Annotated in this window: 20 protein-coding genes; 11 read left to right on the top strand and 9 right to left on the bottom strand. The window is 66.0% G+C overall.

Going from position 1 to position 19,945, the window contains the following annotated elements:
• The first annotated feature begins 2 nt into the window (after positions 1–2).
• Positions 3–419, top strand: coding sequence for a Zn-ribbon domain-containing OB-fold protein (locus tag LMQ14_RS27350; RefSeq protein WP_267732714.1), 417 nt, complete (start codon positions 3–5; stop codon positions 417–419).
• 84 nt (positions 420–503) lie between these two features.
• Here LMQ14_RS27350 and LMQ14_RS27345 read toward each other — a convergent pair whose 3' ends face one another.
• The 3 genes from LMQ14_RS27345 to LMQ14_RS27335 all read right to left on the bottom strand — a co-directional run bounded on the left by LMQ14_RS27345 (position 504) and on the right by LMQ14_RS27335 (position 4,175).
• Positions 504–1,676, bottom strand: a complete 1,173-nt coding sequence (locus tag LMQ14_RS27345) for a sulfotransferase family protein (protein ID WP_267732713.1) — start codon at positions 1,674–1,676, stop codon at positions 504–506.
• Positions 1,673–2,755 (bottom strand): DUF1214 domain-containing protein, encoded by a 1,083-nt coding sequence (locus LMQ14_RS27340; protein ID WP_267732712.1) that lies wholly within the window; start codon positions 2,753–2,755, stop codon positions 1,673–1,675. The genes LMQ14_RS27345 and LMQ14_RS27340 overlap by 4 nt, the downstream gene beginning before the upstream one ends.
• A 76-nt stretch (positions 2,756–2,831) precedes the next feature.
• The gene (locus LMQ14_RS27335) at positions 2,832–4,175 is read right to left on the bottom strand and encodes an acetamidase/formamidase family protein (RefSeq protein WP_267732711.1); all 1,344 of its coding nucleotides are present in this window, start codon (positions 4,173–4,175) and stop codon (positions 2,832–2,834) included.
• 254 nt (positions 4,176–4,429) lie between these two features.
• Between LMQ14_RS27335 and LMQ14_RS27330 the strand changes: the two genes are divergently transcribed.
• On the top strand, positions 4,430–5,023 hold the full coding sequence (locus tag LMQ14_RS27330; RefSeq protein ID WP_267732710.1) for a TetR family transcriptional regulator: 594 nt from the start codon (positions 4,430–4,432) through the stop codon (positions 5,021–5,023).
• 5 nt (positions 5,024–5,028) lie between these two features.
• Here LMQ14_RS27330 and LMQ14_RS27325 read toward each other — a convergent pair whose 3' ends face one another.
• On the bottom strand, positions 5,029–5,862 hold the full coding sequence (locus tag LMQ14_RS27325; RefSeq protein WP_267732709.1) for an amidohydrolase family protein: 834 nt from the start codon (positions 5,860–5,862) through the stop codon (positions 5,029–5,031).
• An 81-nt stretch (positions 5,863–5,943) separates the two neighbouring features.
• Positions 5,944–6,936 carry a LacI family DNA-binding transcriptional regulator gene (locus tag LMQ14_RS27320; protein WP_267732708.1) on the bottom strand — a complete coding sequence of 331 codons (993 nt, stop codon included), beginning with the start codon at positions 6,934–6,936 and terminating at the stop codon, positions 5,944–5,946.
• A 235-nt stretch (positions 6,937–7,171) separates the two neighbouring features.
• Between LMQ14_RS27320 and LMQ14_RS27315 the strand changes: the two genes are divergently transcribed.
• The 6 genes from LMQ14_RS27315 to LMQ14_RS27290 are packed head-to-tail and all read left to right on the top strand — an operon-like array spanning position 7,172 to position 13,464.
• On the top strand, positions 7,172–8,527 hold the full coding sequence (locus LMQ14_RS27315; protein WP_267732707.1) for an amidohydrolase family protein: 1,356 nt from the start codon (positions 7,172–7,174) through the stop codon (positions 8,525–8,527).
• A 2-nt stretch (positions 8,528–8,529) separates the two neighbouring features.
• On the top strand, positions 8,530–10,869 hold the full coding sequence (locus LMQ14_RS27310; RefSeq protein WP_267735706.1) for a CaiB/BaiF CoA-transferase family protein: 2,340 nt from the start codon (positions 8,530–8,532) through the stop codon (positions 10,867–10,869).
• Position 10,870: 1 nt separating this feature from the next.
• Positions 10,871–11,212: a hypothetical protein gene (locus LMQ14_RS27305; protein ID WP_267732706.1), complete on the top strand. Its 342-nt coding sequence runs from the start codon at positions 10,871–10,873 to the stop codon at positions 11,210–11,212.
• 24 nt (positions 11,213–11,236) lie between these two features.
• Positions 11,237–12,397 (top strand): thiolase family protein, encoded by a 1,161-nt coding sequence (locus tag LMQ14_RS27300; RefSeq protein WP_267732705.1) that lies wholly within the window; start codon positions 11,237–11,239, stop codon positions 12,395–12,397.
• The gene (locus tag LMQ14_RS27295) at positions 12,394–12,810 is read left to right on the top strand and encodes a Zn-ribbon domain-containing OB-fold protein (protein ID WP_267732704.1); all 417 of its coding nucleotides are present in this window, start codon (positions 12,394–12,396) and stop codon (positions 12,808–12,810) included. The genes LMQ14_RS27300 and LMQ14_RS27295 overlap by 4 nt, the downstream gene beginning before the upstream one ends.
• Positions 12,811–12,816: 6 nt before the next feature.
• Positions 12,817–13,464, top strand: coding sequence for a PadR family transcriptional regulator (locus LMQ14_RS27290; RefSeq protein ID WP_267732703.1), 648 nt, complete (start codon positions 12,817–12,819; stop codon positions 13,462–13,464).
• Here LMQ14_RS27290 and fadD1 read toward each other — a convergent pair.
• From fadD1 to LMQ14_RS27275, 3 genes are all read right to left on the bottom strand, one after another.
• Complete coding sequence (gene fadD1 / locus LMQ14_RS27285; RefSeq protein WP_267732702.1) at positions 13,409–15,055, bottom strand: fatty-acid--CoA ligase FadD1; 1,647 nt, start codon at positions 15,053–15,055, stop codon at positions 13,409–13,411. The genes LMQ14_RS27290 and fadD1 overlap by 56 nt on opposite strands.
• Positions 15,056–15,170: 115 nt before the next feature.
• Positions 15,171–15,932, bottom strand: a complete 762-nt coding sequence (locus LMQ14_RS27280) for an SDR family NAD(P)-dependent oxidoreductase (protein WP_267735705.1) — start codon at positions 15,930–15,932, stop codon at positions 15,171–15,173.
• 66 nt (positions 15,933–15,998) lie between these two features.
• Entirely contained in the window at positions 15,999–16,829 is an 831-nt protein-coding gene (locus LMQ14_RS27275; protein WP_267732701.1) for an alpha/beta fold hydrolase, read from the bottom strand.
• 68 nt (positions 16,830–16,897) lie between these two features.
• On the opposite strand from LMQ14_RS27275, the gene LMQ14_RS27270 reads away from it, so the two are divergent.
• Positions 16,898–17,512 (top strand): TetR/AcrR family transcriptional regulator, encoded by a 615-nt coding sequence (locus LMQ14_RS27270; protein WP_267732700.1) that lies wholly within the window; start codon positions 16,898–16,900, stop codon positions 17,510–17,512.
• Here LMQ14_RS27270 and LMQ14_RS27265 read toward each other — a convergent pair.
• Positions 17,509–18,453 (bottom strand): alpha/beta hydrolase family esterase, encoded by a 945-nt coding sequence (locus LMQ14_RS27265; protein ID WP_267732699.1) that lies wholly within the window; start codon positions 18,451–18,453, stop codon positions 17,509–17,511. The genes LMQ14_RS27270 and LMQ14_RS27265 overlap by 4 nt on opposite strands.
• 76 nt (positions 18,454–18,529) lie before the next feature.
• On the opposite strand from LMQ14_RS27265, the gene LMQ14_RS27260 reads away from it, so the two are divergent.
• Entirely contained in the window at positions 18,530–18,991 is a 462-nt protein-coding gene (locus LMQ14_RS27260; protein WP_267732698.1) for a MarR family winged helix-turn-helix transcriptional regulator, read from the top strand.
• A gap of 681 nt (positions 18,992–19,672) precedes the next feature.
• Positions 19,673–19,933 carry a hypothetical protein gene (locus LMQ14_RS27255; protein ID WP_267732697.1) on the top strand — a complete coding sequence of 87 codons (261 nt, stop codon included), beginning with the start codon at positions 19,673–19,675 and terminating at the stop codon, positions 19,931–19,933.
• Positions 19,934–19,945 lie beyond the last annotated feature (12 nt).

Raw genomic sequence — 19,945 nt, 5'->3', positions numbered from 1 at the left:
CCATGGCCACTCTCGATCGTCCGATGCCCGTCAAAACGCCTACCACCGCACCGTTTTGGGACGCGCTGGCTCAGCACCGCATCGTCATTCAGTATTCGCCGTCGTCGGACGCGTACGTGTTCTATCCGCGGGTACGCGCGCCGCGCACGCTGGCCAATGACCTGGAATGGCGCGAGATTTCCGGGATGGGGACGTTGTATTCCTTCACCGTGGCGCACCGGCCCGTCAGCCCGCACTTCGCCGACGCCGTTCCGCAGCTGCTCGCCATCGTCGAATGGGACGAGGGCCCAAGGTTTTCCACCGAGATGGTCAATGTCGGTGAGGCGGATCTCAGCGTCGGCATGCGGGTGCGCCCGGTGTACTTCGACTATCCCGAACACGACGTCACCATGCTGCGCTACGAGCCGGCCCCGGAGTAGTGCGTTCCTTTCGCCGAGCGTGAAGCTAGTTTCACGTTGGAGCGTGAGCGTGAAGTTAGTTTCACATTGGCGATTGTGGCTGGGTTACCGCAGCTCCTCGGTCGGCACGTCGTAGCGCTCCTGGTAGGCACGCACCCGCTCACGGACCTCGCCGGCGTCCAGGCCGGTGTCCGACCAGGTGTAGCGCCCGCGTCCGCCGTCGCCGGGATTGGCGGCCAGGAAGTCGCGCATCTTCTGCTCGGCCTCGGGTTTCAGCTCGCGGCCGAGCGAGGCATAGATGTCTTTGATCGTCGTCCAGGGGTCCTTCACGAAATCCGCAAACTGGACGTCGATCACCCGGCCGTCGGGGACAACACCCTTGTCGCGCAGGGCCATCCCGCGGTCGAGGCCGACGGTGATCTCCTCGTACGACTGCGCCGCACACTCCGCGATGTCTGACTCGTCGCTGCCCATCCGCCGCAGGTGGTGAGTCAGCGCGGCGATCGACGAGATGACATTGAGCGGATCGCGGTGCGTCTGCACGATCAGCGCATCGGGGTATTCGGCGACCAACTTGTCCAGCTGCCACAGGTGTGCCGGCGACTTCAGCAGCCACTGGCCGGGAACGCCAGACTGCAAGTGCTGCAAGAAGAGTCGGTGATAGCGGTAGGCGCCGGCGTGCTCCGCCTCGTAGAGCAGCCAGCGGTAGTAACTCGGCAGCCGGTACTGCACCGTGTAGATCATGCTGGTGAACTCGCTGCCCGTGATGCGAACACACTCCTGCGCAAGTAGCGCGCCCATCGGGTGAAAGGCCAGGAAGCCGGGAACGATCTGCTCGGACATGTCGATGCTGGCCTGCGCCTGCGCGATTCGCGGATCGCTGTGATAGGTCGCGGGTTGCGGCACGGGACAGGGCTCGTCGACCTCCCAGGTCAACGGCGCACGCAGCTCGGGGTCCTGGGCGAGCAGGTCGTGCAAGATCGTGGTCCCGGTGCGCGGTTGTCCCACGATGAAGATCGGTGCGGTGATCGGCTTGTCCGCGATCTCGGGATGTTCCTTGCGCCAAGCGATTACGCCGAGCCGGTTCTTCAGGGCCCGCATCAGATCGAGGTGGGCGACCTCCACACCGATCGCCGATAGCCGCGCGTCGTTGACCAGGCCGTCGGCGACACGTTCCAGCCCGGGTTGCCAGCCGTCGTCGCCGAAGTCGTCGCTGCCGACCTGCTCGCAGGCGGCGGCGATGAGGTTGTCCGGGCTGAAACGCTCCTGCAACGTCATGACTGCTCCGCGCCCTCGCGCACGGAAACCTTCACGTCCGGCGCGGTGGGGTTGTCCAGCCAGCGCACCACCACAAAGCCGCGATGTCTGCCACCGGTGTCGAGCCAATGCCCAAATCCGAAGTCCTGCGCGGAGATCGCGATGCGCACCCGTCCGTCGGCATCGGGCCGCACGCCGCGATTGGTCACCGAACTGTGCCGGCGGCGTGGCTCGTAGCACTCGTGCCAGACGCTTTCCAGCGTGACATTCCAGTACCGGGTGTCGGGCGGCTCGATGTCGAGCACCAGCGCCTGGCCGGGGTCGAGCCGGTAGGTGCCCATCATGTACAGGTTGTCCGGGGTGGTGTCGGCTGCGCCCAGATCGGCGGCCTCGGCGGTCAGCAGCGTGTTGGGCTGCTGCAGCAGCTCGGGCTTGATGGTGCGGTGCAGCGTGGTGAGCTTCATCAACGACCACGCCATCGCGGTGAACTGTTCGGCCAGCTCGTCATCGGACAGTGCGGTCACCGGATCGGGGTCGAGCGCCTCGATGTGCATGGTGGCCGGCTCTTCGGAGTCGCGATCAGCGATGTACTCCCGGACGACGACTGACGACGCGTCTGCGGGGATCTGTATCCACTGCGCGCCGCCCAGATCGGCCGGCTCGTCGGCCGAAAGCACCAGCGCGAACTCCCCGGAGGTCAGGTCCAGGTTCGTGTCGCCGACGTAGTTGGACATGCGCCGCGGCGTCAGGCCGGTGCCGGCCAGGATCTGGAAGCCGAGGTAGGCGGTCGTGCCGCGGGTGCCGGTGATCCGATAGCGCCGGTCGCCGCGGATCATCGCCAGGAAGTAGTTGCCGTCGGGATTGGGTCCGCCGATCATCCGGGTGTCCGAGCACATATCGAAGAAGGCCGGGCGCGCGGTGTCGGCCTCGACGGCCATTTGCGAGCACAGCGACGAGACCCGGGCGATCACCCGCAGTCCCTCGAGGAGCTCGCGCTCGGATTCGGCGTCCTCGGTCACGATCTTGGTGACGTCGGTGATCATCTGCTGGAAGAACTGCCATGCGGCACGAGACTGCGGGGCGCTGTCGGTCGGCGTCATTGCCGTAGCGTGAGACATAGTCTCATGTTAGGACGGCGAGTGCCGCCCTGAACAGGGGTTCACACGAATAGGCGGCTCACTTGAAGTGCGATTTGGAAATCTGGGCGTGCACGCCGACCGTGCGGTCGACCACCTGCGAGACCGAGAAGTCGGCGGCGGCGGACAGGTAGGCGTATGCCGTCGCGCGATCCATGCCCCTGTCGAATTCGAGAAAATCGAGGGCATTGACGACCGCCCGGCGCATCGCCACGTTGAGGTCGTTGATCTGTCCGTTGACGCTGGCATCGGGATCGGAGAGCCCGATCGGTACCCAGAGATCGGCGGTCTCGGCAAAGGGGTAGTGATAGGCCACCGACGGTGCATCACCCGTTTTCGGTTTGCAGACCGTGAGCCGAAACGTTCCGCGCAGCGAGCCTTCCATCGCCGTCAGCGCGACCTCACCGCTGCCCATCGCGTGGTGTGGGTCGCCGGCGTAGAACAGCGCTCCTTCGGCGAACACCGGCAGGTAGAAGGTGGAACCCACGCCCAGCAATCGGATGTCGATGTTGCCGCCGCCCAGGGTGGGCGGGATCGAGTTGGCGCTCGCCGCGGTGAGGTCGGAGTCCTGGGAGAAGGCGACCCCCATCATGCCCATGAACGGGTTGAGCGGGAACCGCACCGACTTGTCGTGAAAGCGCATGACGCCGTGGCCGTCCTCGATGGCGGTGAACGTGAAGGCGTCGCCGTATTTCGTCGGGTCGGGGTTGGGCCGGTGGTCCTGGCTGACCGGCGGCATGACCTCGTCGAGGGTGATTCCCGCGGGTGCCTTCCCGTCCGGGGTCCTGGCTAATGCGCCCTTGCCGTGCCGGCTGGAGACGACGCCGTAGGGCACGCGCGGCGCCGCCTCCAGCGTCTCGATCTTGAGCACGTCTCCGGGCTGCGCACCCTCGACGAAGACCGGCCCGGTGACAACGTGGGGTCCGTCCTTGTCGAAATCGCGTGGGGTGCGGCGATATTCCCCCGCGATCGCGATGGCGTCGGTCAGGACATCGGATTGGGAGACGCCCTTCGACCCGAAATACGCGACGGGATTGCGCCCTTGATCTTCGAGGATGCCCTCGTGCGAGACGGCGTCGATGGTGATTGTTTCGCCCGACTTCATTTGCAGCACCGGTTTGGCATGCACGTTCGGGACATAGCCCCAGAGCACCTGGTCGGGGGTGGACTGCAGGTAGTGGTTCCCCCCGATATTGCCCTCGCCCGGCTGAAGAACTCTGGGTGCTCCCAAAGTTGAAGCGGCAGAACCAGTTCGGGTGCAACCGGCGGCGATGCCGGCGACCCCGACACCGGCACCGATTGCCGCGACGGCCCTGACGAAGTCCCGCCGCCCAACGCCTTCCACGAGGGTTTCGCGCGCACTGTGCACTAAACTCTGATCCATTGGTGTCTCCGGGGATTTCGATTTGGTCGACGTTTCCAAGGGATCCTCGCAGCCACGAACAATGGGGGTCCAATAGCAATTTGTGATGAGTGCCATTCATCTTGATGATGATGTTGCACAACCACTTTCGCCCTACCCGGCGCGATGACAATGATATCTCCACGTTCCGGACGAATTAATTCTCGGTAACAACAATTTGGATTGCACCGGGCGCAGTTTGTGATGTCAGCTCTGCCGCGGGATATGGTGGGTGGATGTCTGTGACATCTGCGTCGATGTCCCTCGGGGAACAAAAGCGCACGGCGACGCGGCAGCGCATCGCGGCGGCCGCGGCGAAACTGGTCGCCGACGTCGGACTGGCGGGAGCGACCGTGGACCGTATCGCCGACGCGGCCGGCGTCGGCCGGGCGACCTTCTTTCGCTACTTCAACTCCAAGGAAGATGCCGTCGCCGAGGGAATGAACGTCCATTGGCTCAACCGGATCACCGGCGCACTGGCTGCCCAGCCGGCTGACCTGAGCGCCGTCGATGCCGTGGCCGCCGCTTTCGGAGACCTCGCTCTCGGATTCTCCGAAATCGAGGACCAGGTGCGTGAATTAGGCACGCTGACAAGATCTTCGGAGACGCTGGAGGCTTGGAACCTACACATCTACGTACGCTACGAAGCGGCGATCGCCGAACTCGTCGCGCCCCGGTTGTCCCAGCTGACACCGCAAGATCCCAGGCCCCGACTGATCGGTGCGCTGGCGATGGCGGCGGTTCGCATTGCCCTAGACGACTGGCTCAGCGACGGGGGATCACTGCCCGACCGGGTGCGTCATGGCCTGGCCGCGATCGCGATCGCCTGACGAGACTACGAGCTAGCTTGCGGCGCCGGCCATTTCAGAATCTGTCGGGCCGTACCACCGAGAACCCAGGCCTTTTCGTCCTCGGACAGCGACGTGGAGTCGCGGATGTTGAACAGTGTCTCGGCCCACGTGGCGCGGTGCCGGGTCATCGTGTAGTCGCTTGCCCACATCACGCGCTGCGGTCCGAAGGCGTCAACCGCGCGGCGCAGCTTCGGTTCGAGGTCGCCAAATGGGTAGGGCTCGGTCGACAGAAACGATGCCGCGTGCGCCCATTTGTACGCCACATTGGCATGGCTCGCCATCGCCAACGCGTCGTCGATGCTGGCTTGCCCGGGCGCCGCATCGAACGCGGCCCCGCAATGATCGATGACGAACTGAACCTCGGGAAAGCGCCGCAGGTAGTGCGCCAGGTGCGGTACCCGTCCGGGGCAGGTGACGAATACCGGCAAGCCATGGGCCTGTGCGGTTTTGAACAGCCGATCGTGCCCGCCCTCCTCGAACACCGCACCCTCGGCCGGGGTGAAGACCGTGGTGCGCATGGCCTTGAACCCGGGCGCGGCGGTCAGCGTCTCGACCCAGGATTCGATGCCCGGGTCGGTCGGATCGACCCGCATCAAGAAGGCGAATCGGTCGGGATGACTTATCGCCGCCGCCTCGGCATTCGGCCCCACGCAGCGAAAGGCGCCGTTGGCCATGCGATAGCCGGGCAGCAGCCCCTCTGCGGTAAAGCTGTCGAACTCGTCGAACAGCACGGCCGCAATGCCCAGGGCATCCATGATCGCGAGCGTGATCTCGGTGCCGAGCATGTTGGCGTGCACTTGGGCGTCGACGATGTCCATCGAGTTGCTCCTATCCGGCGGTCCGCTCAGACGGGAGTATGCCAGCGCGCGGTTGCGGCCACGCTGACACGTGCTGTCGTCCTAGGTCGACGCGCGCACGATCAGATGGGCGATTTCGGTCGACCCACCCGGTGCCGGGGCGGGGTATCCCAACCGGTCGAGCAGAGCGGCGAGCGCGATATCGGCGACGGCGCGCGAAACGAATTGCACGGTGGTCAGCGGCGGGCTGCTCACCACACCCATCGGGCTGGCGTCGACGCCCATGACGGCGAGGTCGCGCGGGCAACGCAGCCCGGCCTCGTGAATACCGTGCAAGACGAGGCAGGCGATTTCGTCGCTTTGTGCACACACGGCCGTCACGCCGTCGCGCACCCACCCCGTTACCACCTCCGCGGCGTTGTCCACCGTCACCTCGGCGACGGCCAGCCGTGGCAGCCCGCGTAACTTTGCCGCGCGCACGACACCCTCGAACCAGTAGTCACCTAGGGTGCGCCATCGCTGAATTCCGGTGTAGGCGAACGCCATCTGCCGGTGACCACGCGAGACGAGATGGTCGACCCGCAGCTCGCCAATGGAGAGGTGTGGATCTCCGAGTGCGGGCAGCGTCCCGATCTCGATGTTCGGTATGCCCGCGGCCCGCAGCGAGTTCGAGGCGGCCGCGCTGAGCGGGAAAAGGCTGGTGACCGCAATCGGGTCGAGGTTCTCGATCGCATCGACGACGTGTTGATCGTCGTCGGTCTCGAAGATCTGCACCTGGAGTAGGCCCAGGCGGGCGAGCTCAGTGGTCATCCGGCTGCCTGCGATCATCGGCATCTCGCCCACCGCCACATGCGGCACCACGTACAAAACCACACCGCTCTTGCCCCGGGCGAGGTTGCGCGCGGCCAGGTTGGGCCGATAGCCCAACAGTTCCGCGGCCCGGTGGACCGCCTCGCGCGTTTGCGCCGAGATTCTGCGGCCCGCGGCATTGTTCAAGACATAGCTAACCGTCGCGGTCGATACGCTGGCCAATCGAGCCACGTCAGCATTGGTGGGCCGCACCACCTTATTCGCGTTCACCTCGGGCCCAGCCATGATTCATGGTGGCATGCGGCGAAGGGCCACAGCCACGATCCGGCAATCCCAGACCCCGGCGCACGACCTGAAAATACGGACTATTAGTCACTGCCTACCAGCCCGATGAGGAGGCGGTTGCTTCTCTCGCATTCAGCGGTATATTACGGCTGTTATGGCACTTTAATCTTCCAGAAGCAGTTGACTCTGTGACTGAAGTCATTGTCTACTAGTCGCTGTATTCGAGGAGTGCGGCATGAATAAAGACGATCTGATCCTGATCAGCGTGGATGATCACATCGCCGAGCCAGCGGACATGTTCGACGCCCATGTTCCGGCTAAGTACAAAGAGCTCGCACCGCGGGTGGTCACGGAGCCCGATGGCGTCCAGCAGTGGTATTACGGCGAGGTGCGCGGGCGGAACATGGGCCTGAACGCCGTCGCCGGCAAGCCCCGCGAGATGTACAACATCGACGCCTCGCGCTACGACGAGATGCGGCCGGGCTGCTTCAACGTCGACGAACGCGTCCGGGACATGAACGCCGGTGGGCAGCTGGCCGGTTTGAACTTCCCGAATTTCACCGGGTTCTCCGGCCAGGTCCTCAACCAGGGCCCCGACCGCGACGTCAACCTGGTGATGATCAAGGCCTACAACGATTGGCACGTCGACGAATGGTGCGCGGCCTACCCGGGAAGGTTCATCCCGTGCGGAATCCTGCCCTTGTACGACGTCGCCGAGGCCGCCAAAGAGGTCAAGCGCCTGGCGGACAAGGGATGTCACGCGGTGACGTTCTCGGAGAATCCAGAAGCGTTGCAAATGCCCAGCATTCACACGAAATACTGGTATCCGCTGTTCGAGGCCGTCTGCGAGAACAAAACGGTGCTGTGCACGCATGTCGGCTCCGCGTCCCGGTCCCCGCAGGTGTCGACGGACGCCCCGCCCAGCGTGCAGATGACGGCGTCGTCGATGATGAGCATGTTCACCTTCACCGAGCTGATCTGGGCCGAATTCTGGTCCGACTTCCCGCAACTGAAATTCTCGCTCACCGAGGGTGACGTCGGCTGGATCCCGTACTTCCTGTGGCGGGCCGAGCATGTCTACAACCGTCACTCGGGCTGGACGCTGGCGACCTTCCCGCCCGGCTACCACGGGCCCAGCGACGTGTTCAAGCGGCACTTCTACACCTGCTTCATCAGCGACAAAGTCGGTGTGCACAACATGGATTGGTTCAACGAGGACATGCTGTGCTGGGAATCCGACTTCCCCCACTCCGACAGCAACTGGCCGTTCGCGCCCGAGGACATCATCGAGACGATGGGCCACCTCGACGATGCGGTCATCAACAAGATCACTCACGAAAATGCAATGGCCGCATACTCTTTCGACCCGTTCCGGTACATACCGCAGGAGCACGCCCGGGCCGGCCAGCTGCGCGCACAGGCGACGGATGTGGACGTGGTTACCCATGTCGGGCGCCAAGCCAGCCAGCGGGACCGTGACGCGTGGACGCGGATGACGCAGTTCGCCCTGCAGGCACAGGCCTCGGCGCAGGCGCCGGTAACGGCCGAGGTCACCAGCATCGCCGGCCGTGCCACCACGCTGGGCAATTGAGCGTGGCGGCTCAGGCACCGTTCACCGACTGGCGTGTGCTGGAGCTGTCCAACGGGATCGCGGTGTCATATTGCGCCAAGATGTTCGCCGACGCCGGCGCCGAGGTGGTGAAGGTCGAGTCTCCGCGGGGTGATTCGATGCGCGGTTGGTCGGCCGGGGGCCCGCCCGGGGCGCTGTTCGACTATCTGGCGTCGGGCAAGAAATCGGTGGTCCGCCGTGACAACGCGGAGATCACCGCGCTGTTGGCCGGTGCCGACGTCGTGCTCACCGACCTGACCGACGGCTGGACGCTCGGCGACATCACGGCGCACACCGGCACCGCGGCGGTGGTTGTCACCGTGACGCCGTTCGGCACGACGGGACCCTATGTCGACGACCAACTGGTCGCCAACGAGTTCATCCTGCAGGCGTTGTGCGGCTCGATCTCCGGCCGGGGCTGGCCGGGCGACGAACCGGTACAGGCGGGCGGGCGGCTGGGGGAGTGGTTGGCGGCTTCGTTCGCCGCCCCGGTCGCGGCCGCCGCGGCCCGGCACGCCGCCCGCGGTGGCCGCGGCGAAGTCATCGACGTCTCGACGTATGAGGCGATGGCGATCGCGATGGGCGGGTTGTCCGCCATGTCGGCCAGCGTGCTGGGCGCGGATTCCCTGCTGCACCAAGGCAGTCTGGAACTACCGTCGATCGTCCCCACGGCGGACGGCAATGTCGGCTTCTGCACCATCACCGCCCAGCAGTTCCAGGACTTTCTGGTCATGATCGAGCGTGCCGATCTGGTAGACGACGCCGAATTGGCATCGTTCGTCGGTCGAGTCGAACGCCGCGACGAATTCCTCGACATGGTGACCCAGTGGACCCAGACCCGGACCACGCAGGAGATCGTCGATCTCGCGGTGGCGTTCCGTATTCCGGTGGCGCCCATCGGTGCTCCGGCCACCCTGCCGGCAGTCGACCACTTCGTGGAACGGGGCGTGTTCGTCGAGTCGGAGCTTGGGGTGCTGCAACCGAGGGTGCCGTATCGCAGTGACGCCATCACGGCGCGGCCGCCCCGGCGTCCTCCACTGCTGGGTGCCGACAACGGCGGGGTGCACTGGCCGCCGCGGCCCGCACGGCCGAAACTCGCCGACGTGGGTGCACTTCCGCTGTCCGACATCCGAATCACCGACTTCACCGCGTTTTGGGCCGGGCCGGTGGCCACCCAATTCCTCGGATCGCTGGGCGCCGACGTGATCAAGCTCGAGGGTGTTAGCCGCCCCGATGGCATGCGGTTCTCGGCGGGGCGCCCACCCGACTGGGACCAGTGGTGGGAGTGGGGCCCAGTCTTCCTGTGCAGCAACAACAACAAGCGTGGCATCAGCGTCGAGCTCAGTACCGACGCCGGCCGGGCGCTGGCGCTCGAGCTGATCGCGGCGAGCGATCTGGTCATCGAGAACTTCTCCCCGAGGGTGATGGAAAACTTCGGCCTGCAATGGGATGCGGTGCGTGCGGCCAATCCGCGTGCCGTCATGGTCCGGATGCCGGCGTTCGGGCTCGACGGCCCATGGCGCGACCGCGTCGGATTCGCGCAGACGATGGAACAGGCGACGGGCATGGCGTGGATGACCGGGCATGCCGATGGGCCACCGGTGATTCCGCGCGGCGTGTGCGATCCGATAGCGGGATTGCACGCAGCCTTCGCAGCCGTCGCGGCGTTGGTGATCCGCGACCGGGACGGGACGGGCATGCATGTCGAGTCCACGATGGTGGAGTCCGCGCTCAACATCGCCGCCGAAATGCTGCTCGAATACTCACGCAACGGAATTGAATTGCGCCGGCAGGGAAATCGGGGACCCGGGGCGAGCCCGCAGGGCGTATACCGCTGCGAGGGCGACGACGAATGGGTCGCGCTCGCCGCGACGACTGATGCGGCCCGCGCAGCGCTGGCCGGGCTCATCGACAAGCTCGAACTCGGGACCGAAGAGGCCGGGTGGCGGGAGCGAGCCGACGAGATCGACAAGCTGATCTCGGATTGGACCGCCCGGCGCCCGGTGGCCGAGGCGGTCGGCGCGTTGCGCGCAGCGGGAGTACCCGCGGCGCGGGTCACCGAGGCGGCCGCGCTGCTGAGCGACCCGCAACTGCTCGCCCGCGGATTCTGGGAAACCGTCGACCACCCCGTCGCCGGCTCGTTCCGTTGCGTAGGAATGCCTTTCACGTTCGTCGGGACGCCTAGGCGGTGGATTCGCCGCGGGTCACCGTTGTATGGGCAACACACCAGCGAGGTGCTGACCGGCGTATTGGGGGCCAACGAAGAAGATCTTGCGGAATTGCGCGCGGCCGGCGCGACGAGCGTGCGGCCGGCGGGCTTGTGAGATGGCCGTCACGCTGTGCGTGCCGCCGCGGGCCGGAGAGCTCTGCGCGCCGGTGCGTTTCCTGGTGCGCCAGGACTCCGTCGTGATGGAACTGACTGCGCGGCACCGGATCACCAGCGTCGAGTGGGACGAGCAAGAGCGTGCGGTGGCAATGGTCGTCGAGATCACCGACCCGCAAACCGCCCGGCCGGTGGACGTGCGAATCGACGTCTTGGAAAGGGGCACGGATGCCGGCACACCGGCCGTCGATGCGCGCACCAGGACGATCGGCACGGTGCTGCGCGACGGACGGCAATACGACGTCCTGGGAACCTATCTCGGAGTAGTAGCGGATGAGAACTGAAGGGCCGCAACGGATGGAGCAAGGGTGAGCGGGACAAAACGCACCGCGGCGATCGTCGGGGTGCACAACACCCGGCAGGGACGGCGCCTGGACGGCGAAACGTCGCGCGGGCTGGCGATCAAGGCGATCCTGGGTGCACTCGACGATGCCGGGCTGAGCCTCGACGACGTCGACGGCATCAGCGCGAGCCCGCACTCGACCTCGTTGATCTACGACCTGCGGATCGGCCCGGCCTGGCAGGGCCTGGCCTTCGGGGTCGGCATGATCACCGAGGCGGTCACCGCGATCGAGCACGGCATGGCCGACGTCGTGGTTCTGGTCGCCGCTCAGGCCGGCGAATACCGCGACCACGAGGCCACGGCGCCGTGGACCCGGCCCGAGAACGAATTCGTCGCGCCGTGGGGAATGTTCACGACCGCCGAGTTCGCTCTGATCGCCCGGCGGCACATGCACGTGTACGGCACCACCCGCGAACAGCTGTCGATCGTGGCGTCGACCATCCGCAACAACGGATCGCAGAACCCCGAAGCCGTTTACTACCAACGCGGTCCGTTCACCCCGGACGACATCACCGCGTCCCGGCCGATCGCCGACCCATTTCACCTGCTCGACTGCGCCACCACCTCCGAAGGCGGCTGCGCACTGGTCGTGGCGAACATCGACAAGGTCGAGGCGGCCGGTCGGCCGATCTACGTGCTGGGCAGCGGCGCGGACTTTCACGGACCGTCGTATCAGCACCCACCGGCCTTTGACCTCGCTGGTCGGCGCGGCGATCACGTGAACGGTGTCGTCGGAAGGCGCGCGGCCGAAGGTGCCTTCCGCCACGCCGGAATTCGGCCCGACGACGTCGACGTGCTGGAACTCTACGACCCGTTCTCGTTCGAAATCATCCGTCAGCTAGAAGCTTTCGGCTTCTGCGGCGAGGGCGAAGGCGGACCGTTCGTCGCCGACGGCCACATCGCGGTTGGCGGCAGTCATCCGATCACCACCGATGGGGGAACCATGTCCTTCAGCCACGCCGGTGCCAATCCGCAAATGATGCAACGCGCCATTCGCGCGGTCCAGCAATTGCGCGGTGAGGCGGGTGCGCTCCAGGTGCCCGATGCGCATATTGCCTTCTGCAGCAACGGGGGCGCGGGCGCCTTGTTCACGACGGTGCTGATCGTCGGAGATGAGCCGCGGTGACCGCCTTGCAACCGCAGACCGGTCCGCTGCCGCACGCGAGTAGTCAGCTCAGCGTGCCGTTCTGGCAGGGGTGTCAATCGCGGGAGCTGCGTTATCAGCGCTGCGATGCGTGCGGCCTGGCCAACTTCCCGCCGACCGAGCACTGCCGCCAATGCCTGTCGGCCGAATTGCAGTGGGCGAAGAGCGCCGGCGTCGGTGAAATCTATAGCTGGACAGTGGTTTACCGCCCCGTTACTCCGGAGTTCGAACCGCCCTACGCGCCCGCGATCGTCACGCTCGACGAGGGGCACCAGATGCTCACCAACATCGTCGGCGTGACCCCCGATGAGCTGAAGATCGGTATGCGGGTGCAGGTGCAGTTCCATGTCGTCGGTCCGGACGTGACGTTGCCCTACTTCACCAGCGAGAGGTAGCCGGTCGTGAGTCCCCGGCGCAGCACCAACGGCCTACCGGTAACGGCCTATCTGGTGCTGGGTGTGCTGGCCGCCAACGACGAACAACTGACGGCCGGCGAGATCAAGATGCGCGCCGAACTGACGGTCGGCCACTTCTACTGGTCGCCGTCGGTCAGTCACGTGCGGCGCGAACTGACCCGGCTGCTGGAGTGGGGGATGGTCAGCGAAATCGCCGCGCAATCCGGCAAGCGCGCGATCACGTTGTACGAGACCACAGATGCCGGGCTCGACGCCCTTCGCCGATGGGTCCAACACTTTCCGGGCGACGATCAAGTCGTCATCAAGCACCCCGTCATCTTGCGCACCTGGCTCGCGCGGGGCGAGGATCCCGAACGTGTCGTCGACACGCTGGATCGGCATCTCGACGCCACCCGGGCCCGCCTCGACGAGGCCCTGTGGTCGCGGCAGCGTTCGCGCGACCTCGGCATCACCGACGATCCGGACCAGCGCTTCTCGTTCGCCGTGCTGGACTACGCGATACGCGGACTGTACGCGGAGATCTCCAACATCGCGCAGCTGCGCGACGAGATCGCCAGCGGCACAAACAAAGACCCGGTTACGCGGGTCCCACGGGCGAAGGGGCAGATCCGCCGTCGGGCACCCAGGAACTAGCCGCGTCCCGGTAGGCGGTGCCCCGCGGTTCGCGCACCCACAGGGTTTCGTCCCCGACTCCTCCCGTTTCGAAGGCCGTGCCTTCTGCGATCAACTGACGCTTGAGGACCTTGTGCGTGGCGGTGCTGGGCAGGTCGGTCGCGATACGCACATAGCGTGGCCGCGCCTTGGCAGACAGGTCGGGCTGCCGGCCCAGGAAAGCTTCGAATTCGTCGGCGTCGAGCGTCTGACCCTCGTTCAGCACGACGGCGGCCATCACCTGATCGCCGACATGGCCGTCCGGCACCGCGTACACCGCGACACGATTGATCGCATTGTGGCGCAGCAGAATTCGCTCGATCGGTGCGGCCGCCATGTTCTCGCCGTCCACCCGCATCCAGTCCGCGGTGCGGCCGGCGAGGTAGATCCAACCGTCGGCGTCGCGGTAGGCGAGGTCCCCCGACCAGTACATGCCGTGGCGCATGCGTTCGGCGTTGGCGGCGGGGTCGTTGTAATAGCCGGTGAAGAAACCCGATCCCGCGGTGTTGACCAGCTCACCCACCGCCTCATCGGCATTGGCGAGCGCGCCGCTGGCATCGAAGCGGGCGACGGCACACTCAGTGATGGTGTCGCTGTTGTAGATCGCGATCCCGTCGATGCCTCTGCCGATCGAGCCCTTCGGCGTGCCGGGTTCGCGGATCACGATGACCGCGTTCTCCGTCGAGCCGAAGCCGTCCTCGACCTGGACCCCGAACCGGCGCCCGAATTCTTCGATGTCCTTGTCGTTGGCCTCGTTACCGAACGCCACCCGCAGCGGGTTGTCCGCGTCGTCGGCGCGTGCGGGGGTGGCCAGGATGTACGCGAGCGGCTTGCCGACGTAGTTCATGTAGGTCGCGCCGTGGCGGCGGACATCGTCGAGGAAGTTGGTCGCCGAGAACTTCGCCGGCACGATCGCAGCGCCGGAGCACACCGCGGGCGCCCATCCGGCGACGACGGCGTTGGAATGAAACAGCGGCATGGACACGTAGCAGGTGTCCTGGTCGGTGAGGGCGAAACGCTGGACCAGGTTGGTGCCGGCGAACATCGCCATCAGGTGGGAAACCTGAACTGCCTTGGGATTTCCGCTCGTTCCGGAGGTGAAGATCATCATGAACGCGTCGGTCGCTTCGACTTCCCGATGCGGCACCAGTTCGCCGGCGGCACCGATGAATTCGGCCCACTGCGGTGTCGAGGTGTCGAGGATCTGGGTGCCCTCGAGGTCCAGGCCGTCCAACAGCGGCCGGTGTTCGGCGTCGGCGACCACGAACTGGCAGTCGGCCCGCCGCACGTCGGCGGCCAGCGCCTCACCGCGCCGGGTGTTGTTCAGGCCGCAGAGCACGTAGCCGCCCAGGCCGGCGGCCGCCATTTGGTTGAGCATCTCGGGCGTATTGCCCAGCAGCGCGCCGACGTGCAGTGGTCGTTGCGGATCGGCGGCGCCGATCAGGGCCGCGGCCCGCGCGGTGGCCTGCTGCAGGTGCTGGCTCCAACTCCATTGCAGATCACGGTGTTTCACGGCGACGTTCGGATCGGACAGGCGCCGTCGCAGGAACGCCTGCATCGTGTCGTCAGCCATCGAGATTCACCTTCACTCTGCCCACCCTTACGAGACGAGACGGTCCGTCTTATCTTAGCGGGTCGAGCGGTGCAGCAATTCACGTGCCGCCACCACGCATGAGCGTGGTGGTTACCTACCCGCCCACCATCATCAGGCCGCCGTCCACGGCGAGCAGCTGCCCGGTGATGAAGCCCGACCCCGGGCCGGCCAGGAACACCAGCATCGGGCCGACATCGCGCGCCGGATCTCCCAAGGTCCCACCGAGCGGAATCATCATCTGCATCTGCTGGTCGATCAGCGCGGCGGCATCCGGCCCGAGGAAATCCCGCAACCGGTCCGCACCCGGCGTCTGCACCGCGGGCGCCAGCGCGTTGACGGTGATGTTGTCGGATGCCCAGGCCTTGGCGGCCGATCGCGTCCACGCCTGCACCGCTCCCTTGGTCGCGGCATAGACGGCCGAGATAGGGCTGCCCATAATGGCTTCGGAGGATCCGAAGTTGATGATCCGGCCGCCCTTGGGATCCTGATCCTTCATCACGGCGTACGCGGCCTGATTGGTCAGGATGGTCGCCTTGACGTTGGTGTCCAACAGGAACGAAATGTCGTCGGCACCGACATAACCGGGTATCCCCGCTTGCCAGAGCCCCGCGGCGTTCACCAGGACATCGAGTCCGCCGAGTTGCTCGGCGGATTGCTGGACCATTGCCGAGACGGCGTCGGCGTCGCGCACATCGCACTGGATCCAGCTGGCCGCAAGGCCCTCCGGCGGCGGTGTCCGGTGATAGGTCGCGGCGACGTCGGCACCCGCCGCGGTGAGGACTCCGACGGCGGCCGCACCGATTCCGGTGGCTCCGCCGGTCACCAGGATTCGTCGGCCCTTGAGCGCCTGCGTCACGTCTGACATGGGCGAAACGCTATACGGCCGGCGCCGCCGCCCCTCAACCGCCTTGCAAGCCGGCGCCTAGGCGCGCACCGCGATCGTCGACAACAGATCGGCGAGCCGGTCCGGTTGGTCCACCATCGAGAACGTCCGCGCACCGTCGATCACCTCGAGGCGGGCGTTCGGGATAGTGGCGGCCAGCTTTTCGCCGTCCGCGAGTTCGAAGAACGTATCGTCGCCCGACCAAGCGATCAGCGTGGGCTTGTCGAATTCGGGCAACCGGGCCGCGACATCCATGGTCACCTCGGTGCGCATCGAGAGCGAAAGCTGGCGCAGGTCTTCGACAATGGCCGGGTCGGATAGCCCGGGCTGTACCCAGATCTCGGTGAGATCGTCGATGTTGCGATGCGCCAGGCCGTCAAACGCGCGCTTGCGCGCGGCCGGCACTCGCATGGCCTGGGCCACCGCCTTAAACGTCGTCTTCGACTTGGCCGCCAGGATCACCGGCTTGAGAATCGGCGGCGGAAAGTGTTCGAACGCATCGCAACTCGTCAGCACCAGCGCCCCGAGTCGCTCCGGGTAATGCACCGCGACGAGTTGGGTGATCACTCCGCCGGTGTCGTTGCCGACCAGCACCACGTCCTCGAGGTCGAGGGCGGCCAGCACATCCGCCACTATGCGGGCCACGCCCTTGATGGTGCGGTCGGCGCCGGGGCGCAGTGGTTCCGGATGCGCGCCGAGCGGCCAGGTGGGGGCGATGCACCGCAGCCCGCGCTCGGCGAGCTTTTCGCTGACACGGCGCCAGAGTTCTCTGCCCATCATGTAGCCGTGTACGAATACGACTGGCCTGCCGTTTTCGGGTCCGGTTGCTTCGTAATGGATGGTCCCGGCACTAATGTCGATCGTCGACATGGATAACTCCTACTCAGGGATGTGTATTTACAAACAGGCTGTCTGTTCGTAAGTTACCAACAGGTTGTATGGAAAGCAAGAGACGGACTCAGGAGGAGCGCTCCGCGGCCACCCGCGACGCGCTGATCTCGGCTGCCCGCCGGCTGTGGGGCGAGCGGGGCTACGCGGAGGTGGGCACGCCGGAGATCGCCGCGACCGCGGGCGTCACCCGCGGCGCGATGTATCACCAATTCGCCGACAAGGCAGCGCTATTCGCAGAGGTCGTCGAGGTGGTGGAACAGGACGTGATGGCCCGGATGGCGACCATTGTCGCCACGTCGGGAGCAACGACACCGGCCGACCTGCTGCGCGCCGCCGTGGACGCCTGGCTCGAGGTTTCCGGTGACCCGGAGGTGCGCCAGCTGATCCTGCTGGACGCGCCCAGCGTGCTGGGCTGGGCGGGCTTCCGCGACGTCGCTCAGCGATACAGCCTGGGGATGACGGAGCAAATGCTCACCGAGGCCGTCAAGGCCGGCCAACTGGCCCGGCAACCACTGCGACCGTTGGCGCATGTGCTGATCGGCGCGCTCGACGAGGCGGCGATGCTGATCGCCACCTCCGATGACCCAAAGCGCGCCCGCCGCGAGACCCGCCAGGTGCTACACCGATTGATCGACGGGATGTTGCACGACCCGACACGTTAGTGGCGGCTCTGGGTGAAGAACTGCCAGATCGTGGCGGTGGCATCGAGCGCGGTGGACGGCGCCGGAATGCCGCCGACTCGTTCCGCAAGTGGACTGGGCTCGCCGCCGGGCCATTGATGTCCGGCACCGGCCACCGAGATCAACTCCACGGTGCGCCCGTCCGCACATCCGGCCGTTTGGGTCGTCACGTCCCCGGCCGTCGTCGAAGTCGGTGAGCCGCACGCATCGATCGCGCGCCAGGTGGCGTTGACGGCTTCCGCGGACGGGCCGTCCACGCGGGGATTTCCATTGGCGCCGAACGCTTTACCGGGTCCGCCGTTATAGGGGACCCGGTCGTCGGCCGTGCCATGAATCTGCAGAACGGACGTCGGCCGCGCCGCGGCGCAGTCCGTCAGCAGGGTCCCGGCGACGGGCGCGATCGCGGCGAAGGTATCGCTCTGGCAGCCGAGCCGCAGCGCCATCATCGCGCCGTTCGACATGCCGGTGACGTAGACGCGGGCCCGATCGACGGGGATCTCTTGCTCGATCGCGGCGACCATCGCGGTGATGAATCCGACGTCGTCGACATTCTCGTGCTGTGGTTGCCCACAGCACGTTCCGGCATTCCAGGCGCGGTTGAGACCGTCGGGGTAGGCGACCAGGAAACGACCACTATCGGCCGCATCGTCCCAGTGGTAGGAACGCTCGGCCTGTGCGCCGTTGCCGAAGCCGCCGTGCAGCATCACCACCAGCGGGACGGCATCGGCCAGGCCTTGCGGCCGGTAGAGATGAAAGGTCCTGCTGACCCCGCCCGATTCGATGCTCTGGGTGGATTGCCCGACCGGGATCGGCTGAGAGCCGGGCGTTCCCAATGCATGTCCGCCGCCCAGGCATCCGCCGAGCACGACGACCAGAGTTGCCAGAACGCACACGGTCAGCGCGCGGAGGTAGCCGGATCGCATGACGCCATCGTGGCACCCGCGCCGATATTTGACAAGTAGCTTGTCAATCTCGCCTCGAATGGCACACTTGCTGTTCATGCGACGTGTTGTGGATGCCGAGTGGAAGCCCACCGTGCCGGCGCTGGTGAATCTGGTTGCCGCATCGGGTGCGCCGCAGTTGCGAGCGGCGTTCGCTTCAGCCGGACTGGACGGGATCAGGCCCGCGCAAGCGGTTGCATTGGTACCACTGGCGGTTGGCGGACTGCATGCGTCCGCGCTGGCCGACCGGCTCCGGGTGAGCCGGCAGGCGGTGGCCCAGGCGGTGGCGGCGCTGGAGCGACATGGATACGTCACCCGCGTGCCGGACCCGGTCGATGCCCGCGCCCGAATCATCGAGCTGACACCACGCGGTCGCCAGGCGCTGCGGGTAATGCGTTCCAACGCAATTGAATTGGAGAAGCGATGGCAGCAGCTGCTGGGAGAGCAGCGGCTGGGTGAGTTTCGCGAGACGTTGGTGATGCTGTTGTCGGCGGAATCGACCGAATCCGGCTCAGACTAGCGACCGGAACCGGTCTGCCGCCGGCAGGTCACGGCACCGGCGTACCTTCGAATCGAGGCGCGTCTACCGAGAGGCGGCGGTTGTGATAACTCGCGATGTCGAGGTAGGTGCCGTAGCGGATTTGGCTCTTTCTCCACCGCGTGCGGCATTGGCCGCCGTCGCGGACGGTGAGATCGTTTTGCTTCCGGTATATGTAGCCACCGAAGAGCCCGCCGATCCTGCATTGTCGGCGCGCATTGTGCAGGTGACAGACGGCAGCGTAGACCTAGCCGGCCGCCGCGTCGTGGTGATCGCCGACGACGGCCCGCAGTGGTTTCGATTGCGTTCGTTGACTGTCAGGGGGATAGCGAAGTCCCGGGGTGATCACAGGTATCAGGTCCTGCCCGAGCGAATAGTGGCGTGGGACTACGGTTCGCTTCGTGAGGTACCGACACCACCAGTGGCCTCAACTTCGCGACAGACAACGTTTTCGGCTGCGGACGAGGATGACGACGTTCACCCGTTCCGCTCACCGAATCTGGAAGCGGCCGTTCGCAGGTCGCGAGTCATGATTCTGGCCAGCCGTTCACTCAAGGGCACGCCATTCGCGGTGCCGCTGTGGTTCGTTCCTTTCCGCGGCCGCTTGTACGCGACACCGCGGCGTCGTCCTGGACGGTGCGTAATGTAGCTGCTTCGGCGGAGGTGGCTTTATTGCTCGGTGGCGAGGAACACGACAACGCCAACCGGCTCATCGTGCGCGGACGTGCCCGAGCGGTTGCGGGCCTACCGCCGCCAGGGGTGTTGGCCCGGATAGGCTGGCTTTACTATCTGCAACCGCGATTCGCGGCAGTCGAGCTGAGTGATATCGGCCTGTGGCCGCTGCGAATGCGTTACTACGGCCAGTCGCAGCCGGCATTCATCGTGATCACGCCGCATACAGTGACTGAATGCGGCGTGCCGTAGCTCTTGGTGTCT

The organism is Mycobacterium sp. Aquia_213, from assembly GCF_026625985.1.
GTDB lineage: Bacteria > Actinomycetota > Actinomycetes > Mycobacteriales > Mycobacteriaceae > Mycobacterium.
The sequence above is the reverse complement of the archived record's forward strand: the minus strand, read 5'-3'. Positions and strand labels throughout refer to the sequence as shown.

What these genes read in the sequence shown, in the direction of transcription:
- LMQ14_RS27350 (WP_267732714.1), top strand. Translation starts at nt 3, where the DNA reads ATGGCCACTCTCGATCGTCCGATGCCCGTCAAAACGCCTACCACCGCA.
- LMQ14_RS27345 (WP_267732713.1), bottom strand. Translation starts at nt 1,676, where the DNA reads ATGACGTTGCAGGAGCGTTTCAGCCCGGACAACCTCATCGCCGCCGCC.
- LMQ14_RS27340 (WP_267732712.1), bottom strand. Translation starts at nt 2,755, where the DNA reads ATGACGCCGACCGACAGCGCCCCGCAGTCTCGTGCCGCATGGCAGTTC.
- LMQ14_RS27335 (WP_267732711.1), bottom strand. Translation starts at nt 4,175, where the DNA reads ATGGATCAGAGTTTAGTGCACAGTGCGCGCGAAACCCTCGTGGAAGGC.
- LMQ14_RS27330 (WP_267732710.1), top strand. Translation starts at nt 4,430, where the DNA reads ATGTCTGTGACATCTGCGTCGATGTCCCTCGGGGAACAAAAGCGCACG.
- LMQ14_RS27325 (WP_267732709.1), bottom strand. Translation starts at nt 5,862, where the DNA reads ATGGACATCGTCGACGCCCAAGTGCACGCCAACATGCTCGGCACCGAG.
- LMQ14_RS27320 (WP_267732708.1), bottom strand. Translation starts at nt 6,936, where the DNA reads ATGGCTGGGCCCGAGGTGAACGCGAATAAGGTGGTGCGGCCCACCAAT.
- LMQ14_RS27315 (WP_267732707.1), top strand. Translation starts at nt 7,172, where the DNA reads ATGAATAAAGACGATCTGATCCTGATCAGCGTGGATGATCACATCGCC.
- LMQ14_RS27305 (WP_267732706.1), top strand. Translation starts at nt 10,871, where the DNA reads ATGGCCGTCACGCTGTGCGTGCCGCCGCGGGCCGGAGAGCTCTGCGCG.
- fadD1 (WP_267732702.1), bottom strand. Translation starts at nt 15,055, where the DNA reads ATGGCTGACGACACGATGCAGGCGTTCCTGCGACGGCGCCTGTCCGAT.
- LMQ14_RS27275 (WP_267732701.1), bottom strand. Translation starts at nt 16,829, where the DNA reads ATGTCGACGATCGACATTAGTGCCGGGACCATCCATTACGAAGCAACC.
- LMQ14_RS27270 (WP_267732700.1), top strand. Translation starts at nt 16,898, where the DNA reads ATGGAAAGCAAGAGACGGACTCAGGAGGAGCGCTCCGCGGCCACCCGC.
- LMQ14_RS27265 (WP_267732699.1), bottom strand. Translation starts at nt 18,453, where the DNA reads ATGCGATCCGGCTACCTCCGCGCGCTGACCGTGTGCGTTCTGGCAACT.
- LMQ14_RS27260 (WP_267732698.1), top strand. Translation starts at nt 18,530, where the DNA reads ATGCGACGTGTTGTGGATGCCGAGTGGAAGCCCACCGTGCCGGCGCTG.